Genomic DNA, 14,502 nt, shown 5'->3' with positions numbered 1-14,502 from the left:
CTCATTGCAGGCCTGAAAAGAGGCAAAAAGTTTAGAAAAAGTCAAAAAATTGTCAGAAAGATGCGTAGATACTGGCCGCAGCACGATAATGTCGCGGTAAGGATGAAAGAAAAATGCTGCATGGCATTAACCACACGGCAAAATTTGCAGAGTGCTATTTTTCCAGGCTTCGGGCCAACGCCTCGCCCTGTTCTCCGCCGCCTGCCATGCGCGCAAGCTCGGCGTGGCGGTCTTCCTTGTTAAGGGGGGAGCAGAGGGTAAAGGTTTCCCCGTCGCGTACCATCTTAACAATCTGAAAGTGCCTGCGGGCGCGGGCTGCCAGTTGCGGCCAGTGGGTGATGAGCAGCATCTGGCGTGTTTCGGCCAGTGCGTAGAGCTTTTCGGCCAGCTTGTTCAAGGTCATGCCGCCAACACCGGCATCGACTTCGTCAAATATGAATGTAGCGCCTTCGTCATCCTGCTGCACGCTGGCAAGCGCCAGCAAAAAGCGCGAAAGCTCGCCGCCCGAGGCGATTTTATCCAGCGGTTGCGGGGGCTGGCCGGGGTTGGGAGCCCAAAGGATGCGCCCGCGCTCGTCCGTAACGCCGGGCCAGATTTCCTGCACGGTGAAATCGGGCAATACCCGCACCTGATCCGAAAAGCCCAACTGGCGCAGTTCGTTTTCCAGCTTGGTCGCAATGGCGGCTGCCGCCTCGCGGCGGGCCGGGATGATGCGGGCGGTCACGGCGGAAAGCTCTGCGGCAAGAGCTGCCGCTTCCTTGGCCAACCGGGTGATGTCCAGCGCGCAGACATCAAGGAAGGAAAGATTCTCGGAAATTTCTTCGCGCAGGGAAAGAATCTCCGGCAGGGTTCTGTGCAGCTTGCGCTTGAGTTGCGCAAGGGCAAACAGGCGCTCTTCCAGATGATCCATGTCGGGCATTTCATCCAGTCCCGGCAGGGTAGGCGGGCGGCGAAGCCTGCCGCCAAGGTGGGCCAGCTGCTGGCGCAGGGCGGCCACGGCGTCGGCATCGGCCTGGAGGGAATCGTCCTCCCGGCACATGCGCTGCAAGAGCTTTTCGAGCTGGCCCAACTGGTCAATCACGCCTTCCTGCTCATCGCCTTGCAGCAACATGAGCGCCTGCTCGTAATTCTCCTGCTGGTGCTCCATGGAGCGGGCCAGCGCGCGAATTTCTTCCAGCTTTTCTTCTTCGCCTTCTTCGGGAGAAACCTTGTCGATCTCCTGCTGCTGCATTTCAAGCAGTTCGCGCCGTTCGCCCAGCCCGGCCTGACGCTCAAGCAGGGCAGAGCGCTGGGCCGCATTGGCCTGAAGGCGCGCAAGCAAGTCGTCCCGCTGGTGCAGAAGTTCGGGGCAGCTGAGGCCGCTTTCCAGCAGTTTGGCCTGAAATGAAGATTGAAGCAGTTTTTGCTGGGCGTGTTGGCTTGTGTGGGCCACAAGGCGGTTGCGCAGGTCGCGCAGGCTGTCTTGCGAGCGCAGTTCATCGTTGATGTACAGGCGGCTGCGCCCTGTCTCCGCCACAATTTCGCGGCGCAAAACCATGTCCGCATCTTTTGTGCTGAACAGGGCCTCCACCTGCGCGCGCTCAGCGCCCGCGCGCACCATATCCGCCGAAAGCTTGTCGCCAAGCAGAAAGCCAAGCGCTTTAAGGATAAAGCTCTTCCCCGCCCCGGTTTCACCCGTCAGCACGTTCATGCCGGGCGAAAACTCCAGTTCCATGTCCTCAATGAGGGCCAGATTACGAATGCGCAGGTATTCAAGCATGGCTTTAACGTTTTTTATGGCGGTTTATATGCTTAATGTAAAACTTTAACTATCTTGGATGCCTTTACATTTCAAACTATTGGCGAAGGCGCGGATCAAAAATGTCCCGCAGGCTTTCACCCAGAAGATTATAGCCCAATACCGTTACCAGGATGGCCAAACCGGGATACACCGACAGCCAGGGTGCGGTTTCAATCACGGCTTTGCCGTCCATGAGCATGTTGCCCCAACTGGCTGCGGGGGGCTGCACGCCAAGCCCCAGAAAGCTGAGACTTGATTCTACCAGTATGGCCCCGGCAACGCCCAGTGTAGCGGTTATCAGCACGGGCGCAAGGGCATTGGGCAGTATATGTCGAAACAATATGCCCGCAGTGGATGTGCCTGCCAGCCGCGCGGCGTCAACAAATTCGCGTTCGCGCAGGGTAAGCGCCTCTGCGCGTACAAGGCGGGTAACGCCCATCCACGAGGTAAGCCCAATAACCACCATGATATTGGTAAGATTGGGTTCAAGAAAGGCGATAACCGCCAGAATAAGAAAAAATGACGGAAAGCAGAGCATTATATCAACCACGCGCATGATGCACTCGTCCACCCATCGGCGGAAATAGCCGCTCACGAGGCCAAGAACCGTGCCGATGCTGACCGATATGCCCACAGCCACAAAGCCCACCCACAGCGAAACCCTGCCGCCGTAAAGCAGGCGGGAAAAAACATCGCGCCCAAGGCGGTCTGTGCCGAACAGAAAGCGGGAGGAGGGCGGCTCCAGAATATTGTCCAGATGCAGGGCGTTGGGGTCAAAGGGCGCAATCCACGGGGCAAGGAGTGCGGCCAGCGACATGGCAAGCACAATAACAAGCCCCAATGCAAGCATGAGGTTGCGGCCAAGCAGCTTTTTGACGGCGCGGGGCAGCATCAGGCGTTGTCCTTTGCGTTGCGGATGCGCGGATCCGCGATCCCGTAGCAGAAATCCGCCAGCAGGTTGCCCGCGAGCGTGAGCACCGCCCCAAGCACCAGATTCCCCATGATCATGGTGTAATCGCGCGCCATAACAGCGCCGTAAAACAACTGGCCCAGCCCCGGCAGGGCAAATATGGACTCAATAATGACGCTGCCGCCAATAAGCCCCGGCACAGAAAGGCCCAGCAGGGTTATGACGGGCAAAAGCGCGTTGCGCAGGGCATGCCGCCAGATAACCGCGCCAGCGCCCAGCCCCTTGGCCCGCGCTGTGAGAATGTAATCCTGCCGCAGCACTTCAAGCATGCAGGCGCGCATGTAGCGCGACATGCCCGCCAGCCCGCCCACGGTATACACCAGTGTGGGCAAGGCCAGATGCCGCGCCAGATCGCAAAACTTGCCCCAGGCGTTCAACTGTTCGTAATTCATGGATGTAAGGCCGGAGATGGGCAGCCATTGCAGCTCAATGCCAAAAAACATCATAAGCAGCAGGGCCAGCCAGAAGGACGGCATGGCAAAACCCAGAAAAACTAGCACGGTGACTGACTTGTCCAGCAGCGAGTTCTGCCGGCAGGCGGAAACAATGCCCACCGGAATGGCAATGAGCAGGGTGAGCACCAGCGAAATAACGTTCATGCCCACGGTGAGGGGCAGGCGCTCAAGAATCTTGGTCAGCACCGGGCGGGAATCGGCAGACATGGAGTTGCCGAAATCCAGATGCACGATGCGGCTAAGCCAGTCCCAGTACTGCACATAGAGGGGGCGATCCAGCCCATAAAGCACCTCAAGCCGCTGACGCGCCGCAGCGCCAGCCAGCGGATTGAGCGTGGTTTCCATATCTGTGGGCGAGCCGGGGGCCAGATGGATGACCCAAAAGCTGATGATGGTGATGCCCCACAGCACAAGCAGCATCCACAACGTTTTGCGTAAAACGTGCAGTAGCGGGCCGGAAAAACGGCCTTTTGCGGCAGATGCGGGCAGGGTGCTCATGAAAAAAGCTTACTCCGTGCGGGTCATCCACTGGCGCATGTCGTCCACTTCCTTCTGCCAGCCAGATGAGAGGCGCAGCTTCAGAAAGCGGGCGTACAGGGCATCCAGCAGGCCGGTGCACACTTCCATAAGATAGAACTTTTCCAGCAGCAGTGCGTCCGGGTCGTCATCGCTGTCGCCCTTGTCGAGCTTGGGGGTTTTGAGGCTGTTGAGGCAGAAATCCTCGGCCTTGAGGCTGACCTGAAAGGCAAGTTCTTCTTTTTCAAGGCGCAGCAGAGCGCGGCTGACCTGTTTGCCGGTGCCAAGGCCAAAGCGGGCCTCGCGGAGAGGGGAGAGCGAGCCGGAAACAGAGGCTGTTTCGCGGGCATCACCTTCGCCGCCTTCCACCACGATGCGCTGTTCCATGGAAACGGCAAAAGGCGCGCCGTCCTTGTCAGTGAACGCGCCGGGGGCGGTGTCGCTCTGGTACCAGAGCCATGTCAGAAATTCCTTGCCGAGAATGCTGTCAGTGGATTCGCCAAGATAGGGCATGTTCATGGGGTCTCCGTGCCGTCATCAGGAAAGGGGAGCGAACTGCGTGGGTTCCAGCTTGTCCAGGCGGATCAGGCTTTCTTCGTCCAGCATGGAGACCGCCAGATTGTAGGGCGTCAGTTGCTCCAGGTGCAGCTCAAAAGTTTTGAGAAACTCTTCCAGGAAGAGGTCGATCATCTTGTTCTGGGTGGACGCAAACCAGACTTCGTTCTTGTCTGTGGCCCAGAGCACGTTGAATTCGCCGGGAACAGGCAAAAAACGGGAGCGCAGGCGCAGCAGCACCTGCTCCTTGAGTTCTTTTTTGCGCTCGCGGGCAATGTAGTTCTTGCCCTGTTCGCCCATGCGCTTTTTTTCTTCCTTAAGGGCAAGAGCAACGTGTTTTTTGACCACGCCAGCGGGTATGCGCCGCATATCCAGCCGCAGGGAAAACACGATGTACGCGCCTTTCTGGGGCGGGGCCGTCACCCAGTCGGTATCGAGCATGTCCTCAAAACAGGCCCATCCCTGGCCCTGCATTTCAGGAATATCGTCAATGTCGCGCATGGCGAACTGTTTCAGTTTGTCCAGTATCTGCGGCCAGAGCGTGGCCGGAACAGGATCAAGAATACGGAACCGAGTAAAGCTGCAAGAGCTGTTGGCAAAGCCCATGTAAACTCCTTGCTTGAAAACCAGTGTTGGCAGTGTTGTACGTCAGAGCCGCTTCGGGAGCAAGTGCAGGCTGGCCCCTGGTTTTACGCCTGTTAAGGAGATTGCGCAGCGAGTTGTGGCCGTGAATCTGGAAGGTGGACATTCGGCCTTATTGGGCTGGTCGATCTGGACGGGGTTCATGAGCGGCAATCATGGGCTTCTATATAAGGAAAGGATGAAATGGCTACACGGGTAAAAACCGAACTCGCAGGTTTGAGCAATGCTAATCCTCAAAATTCAAGGAACGGCGGGAAAATTCATGGCGGCTTGTTCATTTTACATTGCTCAGACCTCTGCGCGTGGATGGTTTGGCAGTGGTGCCGCCAATGGCATTCTAAGCAGACTTTCGTGCTGGTTTTGAACCCCGGTCCACCCAGCATACAGTATTTATAAATGTCCCATAATGATAATTATGTAAACTTTTGAAGATTGGAAGCCGCCGTAATGCCAGGTCAGCCATGCATGCGCTTCTTGCTTGCCCTTGACGGCATGCTCCACTTCACGCACCATGTGCGCATCTTGCCAAGGAGAAATCACCGTGCCGCCCAAACATTCCGGCAATGCCGGATCATCCGCCAGAAACCGCAGCAAAAACAGTTCGTCCACCATCTCCCATAAAAAGGAACAGCCTGCGGACGCGCGCAAGAATCATGCCCCACGTTCTGATAGCTGGTCTGCCAATGGACCAAATGGCCGTTCTGATTCGCGGACAGATTCACGGTCAGGTACTCAGCCGAACGCCCGTGAGGCCCGAGACGGCTTTTCGCAACGCAAACCCGCGCAGCCCCAGGCCGTCAAATCTGACGCCGATCATTCTGTTCGGCCTGCCGCGCCCACAAAGTCTCAGCCCGATGCTGACAATGCAGCTGACGGCATACGCCTTAACAAGGCCATAGCCGCAACTGGTCTATGCTCGCGCCGCAAGGCAGACGAGCTTATTCTTGCCGGGCGCGTCAGTGTTGACGGCAAGCCGGAGCCCAACCCAGGGCGTCAGGTATTGCCCTTTGAAAGCATTGCCGTGGATGGCCGCATTTTGTCGGCCCCGCAGTCCTATACCTACCTCATGCTCAACAAGCCCGTGCATGTGGTTTGCACAGTGAGCGATCCGGAAGGCAGGCCCACCGTACTGGATTGCCTTGCGCCTGAATACAAGGCGCTCAGGCTGTATCCTGTTGGCAGACTTGACTATTTTTCTGAGGGATTGCTGCTGCTCACCAATGATGGCCAACTGGCCCAGCGCCTCACCCACCCCCGGCATCACCAGCCCAAGACCTATGAGGTGCTTGTGCGCGGCACTGTGCCTGAAGGGGCGCTCAAAATCATGCGGCGCGGCATGCACCTTGCCGAAGGTGAAGATATTATGCCTGTGGAAGTGATCGCTCAGCAGGTTGGCGGCAATACCCAGTTGCAGATGGTGCTGCGTCAGGGCCTGAACCGCCAGATTCGCCGTATGTGTCGTGATCTTGGGCTGACCATTCTGCGCCTGTGTCGTGTTGCTCAAGGCTCATTGCGCCTTGGGGATCTGGCCAGCGGCAAGGCCCGGCCCCTTACGGATGCCGAGGTTGCCCGTCTGCGTGAAAGCGCTGGACTGCCCGCCGCGCGGTAGACCTTTGCTGGTCTGGCAATCTTCCTGTTGGTAGCCAGTAAGCCCCTTGGGCAAGATCGTACATTTGCCAGAATTATTTACAGCAAAGCGCAGTCGCAGTGACCGGATACCCGGCATTGCGACTGCGCTTTGCTGATTAAAGGGCTATATACCTTTATATTGAACCGCAAAAAATTGCCGCGCGCTACGCGCGCTTGGCAGAGAAAGATTATCTGTACTCCAATCAGGCATCGCCTTTCAGCAAATGCTCAAGAAAATCGATGGCGTCCTTTTGCAAGGCTTGCAGGTGGTCTTCGCCCTTGAAGCTCTCCGTATACACTTTGCAGATGGCTTCCGTACCGGAGGGACGTACGGCAAACCAGCCGTCATCGCTGACCACCTTTACACCGCCGATGGAGGCATCATTGCCGGGCGCGCGAGTGAGCACACTGGTAACAGGCGAGCCAGCCAGAGTTTTAAGGCTCACGCTTTCAGGCGTCAGCGCCGCAAGTTTTGCCCGTACATTGTCATCCGCCGGAGCATCAAGCCGTTGATAGGCGGGCGCGCCAAGACGCTCGGTCAGTTTTGTGTAAAGTTCATCTGGGGAGGACTGCTCCACCGCCATCATTTCAGCCGCCAGCAGGCACATGAGGGGGCCGTCCTTGTCTGTGCTCCAGGGCGTGCCGTCAAAGCACAGGAAGGAAGCGCCCGCGCTTTCCTCGCAGCCAAAGCCGCAGCGCCCATTGAGCAGATAGGGCACGAACCATTTAAAGCCCACAGGCACCTCAACAACCGGGCGGCCAAGATCCTTCCCTACCCTGTCGAGCATGGCGCTTGTCACAAGGGTTTTGCCTATACCGCGCTGCGCGGGCCACCCCCTGCGGGTACGGAACAGATACCAGGCGGCAACGCTCAGATAATGATTGGGGTTCATCAGTTCATTGCGCGTCACAATGCCGTGTCGGTCGGAATCCGGGTCGCAGGCGAAACTCAGGTCAAAATGGTCGCGCAGATCCAAAAGGCGGCTCATGGCATAGGGCGAGGAGCAATCCATGCGGATTTTGCCGTCCTTGTCGCAGGGAACAAAGCGGAATGTTGGATCCACTGCCCTGTTCACCACTTCAAGGTCAATTCTGTAGGCTTCAGCAATAGGTTCCCACATGGGCAAGCTTGCGCCGCCAAGGGGGTCAACGCCGATGCGCAGGCCAGAGGAGGCAATGGCCTTCATGTCCAGCACTCCAGCCAGGTCCTGCACATAACTGCCGATGAAATCGTATTCTTCCACCAGCGACGAGGCACGTGCCGCCCGCAGGTGTGTGAGCTTTACGCCCTTGTTGCCGTTTTCAAGGTAGGCATTGGCGCATTTTTCAATCTGGCTGGTGACTTCGGCTTCTGCCGGGCCGCCGTGGGGTGGATTGTACTTGAAGCCGCCGTCACGCGGGGGATTGTGCGAAGGCGTGATGACAATGCCATCGGCCAGACCGTTAACTCGGCCCGCATTCCATTTGAGCACGGCATGGGAGATCGCCGGAGTGGCTGTGTAGGCCCCGCCAGCCGAAATGCACACATTCACGTTGTTGGCTACCAGCACTTCCAGCGCGGAGCGAAAGGCGGCTTCTGACAGCGCATGGGTATCGCCGCCAAGAAACAGCGGCCCGTCAATGCCCTTGGCGGCGCGGTAGTCGCACACCGCCTGAGTGATGGCATAGATGTGCTCCTCGTTAAAGCTGCACAGCACTGATGTGCCCCGATGCCCCGAGGTGCCAAAGGCAACACGCTGGGCTGCAAGCGCCGGATTGGGAAATTCGGTGTAATACGCGCTCATGAGCGCGGGGATGTTCTCCAGCTTTTCCAGCCCAGGCAGATGCCCGGCATCGCTATGCACAACTGGCATTGATATTCCTCCAAAAAGTGGTGCTCTGCCAACTATATGCCCTATCGCACATGCCTGCAATGCAGGATGCATCCCTTGATGCATTACCAGGTATTTATGGAGCTATGGCTGACGAAGGCACATTTTTTCAAAAAAATCGCGGTGTTCTTCAAGCTGTGGGTCAAAAAGCTCGCTGGAAAGCATGCCATATGCACCGCGTACAAGAGCAGTGCGCTTTTCAAGCGACTGCTCAAGCCGCTCCCGGTGCGCCTGAGTGGCGCACATTTCTGCGAGCATCTGCGTCAGGCTGACCGCGCGCGCCGTGTCTGTATGGCGCCGGGCCACTGCTCTGCCCCCGGCTTGGGCAATTTTCGCGAGTTTTTCGGGGTTTGCGAGGGTTTCTGCGGCAATGGCCGCGGCTGCCTGCGCATCGTTGCGCTGGTATGTGGGCAGAATTTCCTCGCCGGGAACAAAGAGTTCGTTCAGGCCGTTGCCGCAGGTTTCCATTAGTAGGGCCGCGCCGCAGGCGATAGCCTCAAAGCAGCGAAAATTCACTTCCGAAGCCGCCGTCTGGTTAAGAACAATGCGGCTGCGCGTAAAGATGGGCTTGTAATCGCCAGAAATTGCCACCAGCGGCTGTCTGGCGCGAAAGGCCTTGAGAAATGGCGCGCGGTCCGGGTTATTTTTGTGCCCGAGGGTTCCCACAAAGGCTACGGGGATGTCGCGGGCAGCAAAATCCCCCACTGGCTCAAGAATCTGGGGATAAAACAGCGGAAACCAGCGCGCCGGTATGCCCTCGTGCGAAAATACTTCCACGTAGTCTTTCTGCGCCACAAGGGTTGCGTCAAAACCGTTGGAATACGGGATGTGCCAGGGGTTGCAGTAGGTATCAATGGAATAACGCACCGAAGGCCAGGGGGCATTTTCCGGATCAAGCAGTTCTGGCATGTTGCCGTCATCGCAATAGAAAAGTGCGTCAGGCGCAAAACCGAGTGTATCAAGGCGGTTCAGGAGTTGTCGCACAGAATACGGGTGCGGTGAGGGAATGTCGGCGTCTGCTGCCGGATGCGCCGTGATGACGTGGTGCCCAAGGCGTTTGAGGGCGGAGGCCAGATACGGCCCGCCAATGTTGAGTATGCGTAAGCTCATGGATAAAAAAAGGGCTGCCCCGGTTAAGAGGCAGCCCGTGTAGTTGTGCCTGCTACTTGCTCAGGCTTACAGTTCGGAAGTACACATCGCCTCGCCGTGAAATCTGCAACATGACGGCACCGCGGGCGACGCCTTCATCGTTGACGATTTTCGACAGATCCGCAGCACTGCGAACGGGTTTGAGGTTGGCCTTGAGAATCACGTCGCCGGGGCGCAGATCGGCTTCAGCAGCGGGCTTTTCAGGATTGACGTCAATAATGACCAGCCCTTCGTTCTTCTCAATCTTGAGGTCGCGTCGTTCTTCATCCGTCAGCGGACGGACGGAAATACCAAGCAAACCTTCATCCTTCTGCTTTTGATCCTTGCCGTTCTGGTCGCCTGTCTGCGAGGTTTTGCGTTCGCCAAGCGTCACGGAAAGTTCAGTGGTTTTGCCATCGCGCCACACCGTTATTGCAGCCTTGCTGCCGGGGGTTTTGTCGGCAATCACGCGCAGCAGGGCCGCGGCGTCATCAATTGCCTTGCCGTCAACGGAAACAATGATGTCGCCGTCTTTCATGCCAGCCTTGGCAGCAGGTTCGCCTTCCATAACGCTGCCCACAAGCGCGCCCTTGGCGTCCTTGAGGCCCAGCGCCTTGGCGGTATTTTCTTCAACATCCTGAATACCAACGCCAATCCAGCCACGGCTGATCTTTTTGCCGGACTTGATCTGGTCGATGATCTTGGCGGCCATGTTGCTCGGAATGGCAAAGCCAATGCCCTGCCCGCTCGCAATAATGGCCGTGTTGATGCCAATCACCTGCCCGGCCATGTTCAGCAGCGGGCCGCCGCTGTTGCCGGGGTTGATGGAGGCATCCGTCTGCAGAAAGTTGTCAAAGGGGCCAGCGTGTATGTTGCGGTTCTTGGCCGAAAGAATACCCGCCGTCACCGAGTGGTCGAGCCCAAAGGGGTTGCCGATGGCCAGCAGCCACTCGCCTATCCGCAGTTCATCCGAATTGCCGAACGCAAGGTAGGGCAAGGTCTTTTTGGTTTCAATTTTCAGCAGGGCGAGGTCGGTTTCTTCATCTGCGCCAACCAGCTTGGCCGTGATGGCTTCGCTTTTGCCATTGCTCTGATCAAGGGTCACACGGATAACATCCGCATCGGCAACCACATGATTGTTGGTAACAATATAGCCGTCAGCGGAGACAATAAAGCCGGATCCCAGTGACTTCTGTTTCATCTGGGGGCGCTTGCCACCGCGCTTGCCGCCGAACTGGTCAAAGAATTTGTCAAATCCTGGCGGCATATTGCGGAACATTTCCCCCATGAGATCGTCCTGGCTGTTACCGCTGGCCTTCCGTTCCGTACCGATGTTTACGACTGCCGGGCCGCTTTTGGCCGCCAGTTCGCTGAAGTCGGGCAGATTGGCTGCCTGGGCAAGCTGCGATGCCGCAAGAAAGGTCACGGCAAGCATGGCTGCAAGACATTTTTTTATCATCATGGAAAAGCTCCTGGTTACTTATTTTTCAGAGCCTTCTGCAAAGCCTGTGCCATGATGTTCATTCCAGACCCGCTGTTGGAGCTTCCGGCGGATGTATGCTGCTTCCATGCCTTGTCTTCGGCGGGTTGGGCAGCTTGTTCACCTTCAGGGGCAAGGCTGATGCGTCTGGCGCTGGTGTCCAAATTTTGTACAGTAAGGGTGACGGTGTCGCCCTTGTCCAATTTGCTGTACTGGTTGCCCTGCTTGGAATTCTTGATGACGCCAGCGGGCAGCAAACCGGTGATGCCAGGGGCCAGCGTAATAAAGAGACCGTAGGGAGTGCGGCTTTCAACCGTGCCGCTTACCGTTGAACCAACGGCAAACTGCTGGGCGGCTTCCTTCCACGGGTCGCCTTCCGCATCGCGCAGACTCAGGGAAATACGGTGATTTTCAAGGTTGATTTCCTTGATTTTAACCGAAACGACTTCGCCCGCCGCAAGCACGTCTTCGGCCTTGGCCACGCGCTTTGTCCACGACAGTTCAGAAATATGCACAAGGCCTTCAATACCGGGCAGAAGCTCCACAAAAGCGCCAAAGGGCGCGAGGCGCACAACCTTGCCGGAAACAACCGTACCAGACTCAAGTCTGGTGGTCACATCCTGCCAGGGATCGCCCTCGGCCTGCTTGCGCGAAAGCGAAATGCGCACGTGGCCCTTGCTGTCCTTGCTGATGGAGATAACCTTGGCGCGCACGGTGTCGCCAAGCGACACGGCTTCGTCAGGAGCGCCCACGCGCGACCAGGAAAGTTCGGAAAGATGGATCATGCCTTCAACAGAAGGAGCAAGTTCCATGAATGCGCCAAAAGCGGCGAAACGCGTGACCTTGCCTTCAACCATGTCGCCGGGCTTGAGGCTTTCAAGCAGGGCATCAAGCTGTTCGGCGCGTTCGCGCTCAACAATGGCGCGGTGCGAAACCACAACATTTCTGCCGCGGTTTTCAACGCGGATAACCAGAAACGGCATGCTGCGGCCCACAACTTCGGCGGCGTCTTCAGACGTGGCAACGCCAAGCTGGCTGCCAGGGCAGAAGGCCTGCTTGCCAAGCACGTCAACCGTATAGCCGCCCTTGCACACTGCGGTTATGCGGCCGTCAACCGGCACCGCCGCATCGCGGGCTTCTTCAAGCGCGGCAACGCCGCTGCCGCTCATGGAGCGGGAAAGGCGAATCTCTTGCGAGGAAACACCAGTAACCCACGCTTCGAGGCTGTCGCCGGGCTTAACGCTTTCATTGCCCTCGGCATCAAGAATGTCTTTGCGGTCAATGATGCCGTCAACCTTTATGCCCACGTCCACAAAAACGCTGTCGCCAGTGATGGCAATTACAGTTCCGGTCACTTTCTGGCCGGGCTGCAGGCGGTTTGAAGCGGTGTCGTGGGCCGCCAGCATGGCGGCAAAATCCTCAGCGCCTTCCTCCGACATGGAGGTTGCGAACTTATCCTCGGTCATAGTTTTCCTGCTCCTTACAAGCTGGGCTTATTGCTCAAGTCCGCCATATTACGCCATCCGCACAAGGAAAACAATTGTCTTTTTAGTCCTGATTTTTTCGGGCCTTTTGGTAGGTGCTGAATCAAATTTATACAGGTGGATATTTTTTGTGCAGCCATTGCCACCATGCCATGAGTATGCACAGAGGTAAGACAAGGGTAAAACAATAGATGATAATTGAGGTGGCGCTATAGATACTTATTTATGTTACTAATTATAATTATACTGTTCAATCAAACAGTTGTTTTTCATGCAACTAGTTAAAAAAATAATTTGATTGCAATTATGATCAATGCAGTGATACATCATTCAATGACTATTGTACGTTGTACATAAAAAAATTGTTGGAACATACAAACAGTTTTTTAAAAATAAAATTTGGATTCAATATTATGGAGTCAATTACTATATTATATAATCATAGTAATATTTTTGTTTGTTTTCATTATATATTTTTTTTAGAGAAAAATACTGCTATGTACGATTTTTATAACAAAAAAGTAAGCGTTATTTTGTCAAAAATAATCATACCACCTTGACGTAAAATTTAAATTGCAATTTTAAAAAAGAATTTTTTGGTGTATCTAGAGCTGAGAAACAAGACTTACATCAGGCCATAAGCCAGGATTCCAGCCATGAAGTACTTGAAAATTTTGTATGTGCAGGTTCTCATTGCCATATTCATTGGCATTCTTTTGGGTCACTTTTATCCTGAACTGGCCGTCAAGATGCAACCCTTGGGCAAGGGCTTCATCAACCTCATTAAAATGATCATCGCGCCCTTGATTTTTTCAACCGTTGTTACCGGCATAGCTGGCATGAAAGATATCAAGGCGGTGGGCAAAACTGGCGGTATAGCGCTGGTGTACTTTACCGTCATTACGCTTACGGCACTTGCTATCGGCCTTGTGGTGGTCAACCTGGCCCAGCCCGGCGTGGGCATGAATGTTGACGTTAGCGCCTTCAACGCTGCGGACAAAAACATTGCCGCCCAATATGCTGGCAAGGCCAAAGACAACAATATCGTCAACTTCTTCCTCAACATCATTCCCAATACCTTTGTTTCTGCCTTTACCAGCGGCGAGATCCTCCAGGTGCTGCTGGTGGCCATGCTGTTTGCCTTTGCCCTGAATTACAGCGGCGAAAAGGGCAAGCTGTGTTTTGACCTCATCAAGAGCCTTTCCGAAGTGCTGTTCAAGGTTATCGGCATTATCATGCATGTGGCTCCCATTGGCGCGTTCGGCGCAATGGCTTTTACCATCGGCAAGGAGGGTATTGGCTCTGTCCTTGTACTTGGCGAGCTCATTGTGTGCTTCTACGTTACAAGCATCCTTTTTGTCGTGTTCATTCTGGGGACCATCTCCTTCAGCTGCGGATTCAGCATCTTCAAGTTTGTGCGCTATATTCGTGAAGAACTGTTTATCGTGCTTGGCACCTCTTCTTCTGAATCCGTACTGCCAAACATGCTGCGCAAGATGGAAAAAGTTGGCTGCAACAAAAGTGTTGTGGATCTTGTGATCCCAGCTGGCTATTCCTTCAACCTTGATGGAACAGCCATTTATCTCACAATGGCGGCCATATTCCTTGCCCAGGCCACCAATACGCCCATGCCGCTGGGCGATCAGCTTGTGCTCCTGGGTATTCTGCTTATTTCGTCCAAGGGGGCGGCTGCAGTTACTGGCGGCGGCTTTATTGTGCTGGCCGGAACGCTGAGTTCTGTGGGCAGCATACCGCCAGAGAGCATTGCCGTTATCTTCGGCATTGACCGCTTCATGTCTGAAGCCCGCGCGCTCACAAACCTTGTGGGCAATGGTGTTGCAACCATCTTTGTTTCAAGGGTTACTGGCAACCTGGATGTGGAAAAGCTGCATGAAGAGCTTGATCGCAAAAAAGTGGTAGGCCAGCCCGTCCCCATTGTTTAGCCTTCATAAACTGCCCCTGCCCGGCTGAAATCCGTGTCCGGGCAGAGGG

Annotated in this window: 12 protein-coding genes; 2 read left to right on the top strand and 10 right to left on the bottom strand. The window is 55.7% G+C overall.

The annotated features are described in order from the left end of the window. Positions 1-154: 154 nt before the first annotated feature. From NE637_RS01175 to NE637_RS01150, 6 genes are all read right to left on the bottom strand, one after another. Complete coding sequence (locus NE637_RS01175) at positions 155-1,759, bottom strand: AAA family ATPase (RefSeq protein WP_227118352.1); 1,605 nt, start codon at positions 1,757-1,759, stop codon at positions 155-157. A 76-nt stretch (positions 1,760-1,835) separates the two neighbouring features. Then, on the bottom strand, positions 1,836-2,672 hold the full coding sequence (locus tag NE637_RS01170; protein WP_215647627.1) for an ABC transporter permease: 837 nt from the start codon (positions 2,670-2,672) through the stop codon (positions 1,836-1,838). Further along, positions 2,672-3,703 (bottom strand): ABC transporter permease, encoded by a 1,032-nt coding sequence (locus NE637_RS01165; protein WP_227118351.1) that lies wholly within the window; start codon positions 3,701-3,703, stop codon positions 2,672-2,674. The genes NE637_RS01170 and NE637_RS01165 overlap by 1 nt, the downstream gene beginning before the upstream one ends. 9 nt (positions 3,704-3,712) lie before the next feature. Beyond that, positions 3,713-4,240 carry a hypothetical protein gene (locus NE637_RS01160; protein WP_192111784.1) on the bottom strand — a complete coding sequence of 176 codons (528 nt, stop codon included), beginning with the start codon at positions 4,238-4,240 and terminating at the stop codon, positions 3,713-3,715. An 18-nt stretch (positions 4,241-4,258) separates the two neighbouring features. Beyond that, positions 4,259-4,882, bottom strand: coding sequence for a recombination-associated protein RdgC (rdgC, locus tag NE637_RS01155; protein ID WP_192111783.1), 624 nt, complete (start codon positions 4,880-4,882; stop codon positions 4,259-4,261). Between the two features lie 426 nt (positions 4,883-5,308). Beyond that, on the bottom strand, positions 5,309-5,431 hold the full coding sequence (locus NE637_RS01150) for a hypothetical protein (RefSeq protein WP_256186001.1): 123 nt from the start codon (positions 5,429-5,431) through the stop codon (positions 5,309-5,311). A 28-nt stretch (positions 5,432-5,459) separates the two neighbouring features. Here NE637_RS01150 and NE637_RS01145 point away from each other — a divergent pair, with 28 nt between their 5' ends. Beyond that, entirely contained in the window at positions 5,460-6,527 is a 1,068-nt protein-coding gene (locus tag NE637_RS01145) for a pseudouridine synthase (RefSeq protein ID WP_319637968.1), read from the top strand. Between the two features lie 223 nt (positions 6,528-6,750). Here the strand turns inward: NE637_RS01145 and pgm are convergent, their stop codons facing one another. The 4 genes from pgm to NE637_RS01125 form a co-directional block, all read right to left on the bottom strand. Then, positions 6,751-8,400, bottom strand: coding sequence for a phosphoglucomutase (alpha-D-glucose-1,6-bisphosphate-dependent) (pgm, locus tag NE637_RS01140; RefSeq protein WP_227118350.1), 1,650 nt, complete (start codon positions 8,398-8,400; stop codon positions 6,751-6,753). A 102-nt stretch (positions 8,401-8,502) separates the two neighbouring features. Continuing rightward, positions 8,503-9,528, bottom strand: a complete 1,026-nt coding sequence (locus NE637_RS01135) for a glycosyltransferase family protein (protein WP_227118349.1) — start codon at positions 9,526-9,528, stop codon at positions 8,503-8,505. Positions 9,529-9,580: 52 nt separating this feature from the next. Next, positions 9,581-11,008 (bottom strand): DegQ family serine endoprotease, encoded by a 1,428-nt coding sequence (locus tag NE637_RS01130; RefSeq protein WP_215647632.1) that lies wholly within the window; start codon positions 11,006-11,008, stop codon positions 9,581-9,583. A gap of 14 nt (positions 11,009-11,022) precedes the next feature. Beyond that, positions 11,023-12,492 carry a 30S ribosomal protein S1 gene (locus NE637_RS01125; RefSeq protein WP_215647633.1) on the bottom strand — a complete coding sequence of 490 codons (1,470 nt, stop codon included), beginning with the start codon at positions 12,490-12,492 and terminating at the stop codon, positions 11,023-11,025. Between the two features lie 674 nt (positions 12,493-13,166). Here NE637_RS01125 and NE637_RS01120 point away from each other — a divergent pair. Beyond that, positions 13,167-14,453, top strand: a complete 1,287-nt coding sequence (locus NE637_RS01120) for a dicarboxylate/amino acid:cation symporter (RefSeq protein WP_227118348.1) — start codon at positions 13,167-13,169, stop codon at positions 14,451-14,453. Positions 14,454-14,502 lie beyond the last annotated feature (49 nt).

The sequence above is a fragment of the Desulfovibrio desulfuricans genome (assembly GCF_024460775.1).
Lineage (GTDB): Bacteria > Desulfobacterota > Desulfovibrionia > Desulfovibrionales > Desulfovibrionaceae > Desulfovibrio > Desulfovibrio desulfuricans_E.
This window is presented reverse-complemented; position numbering and strand designations above follow the sequence as displayed.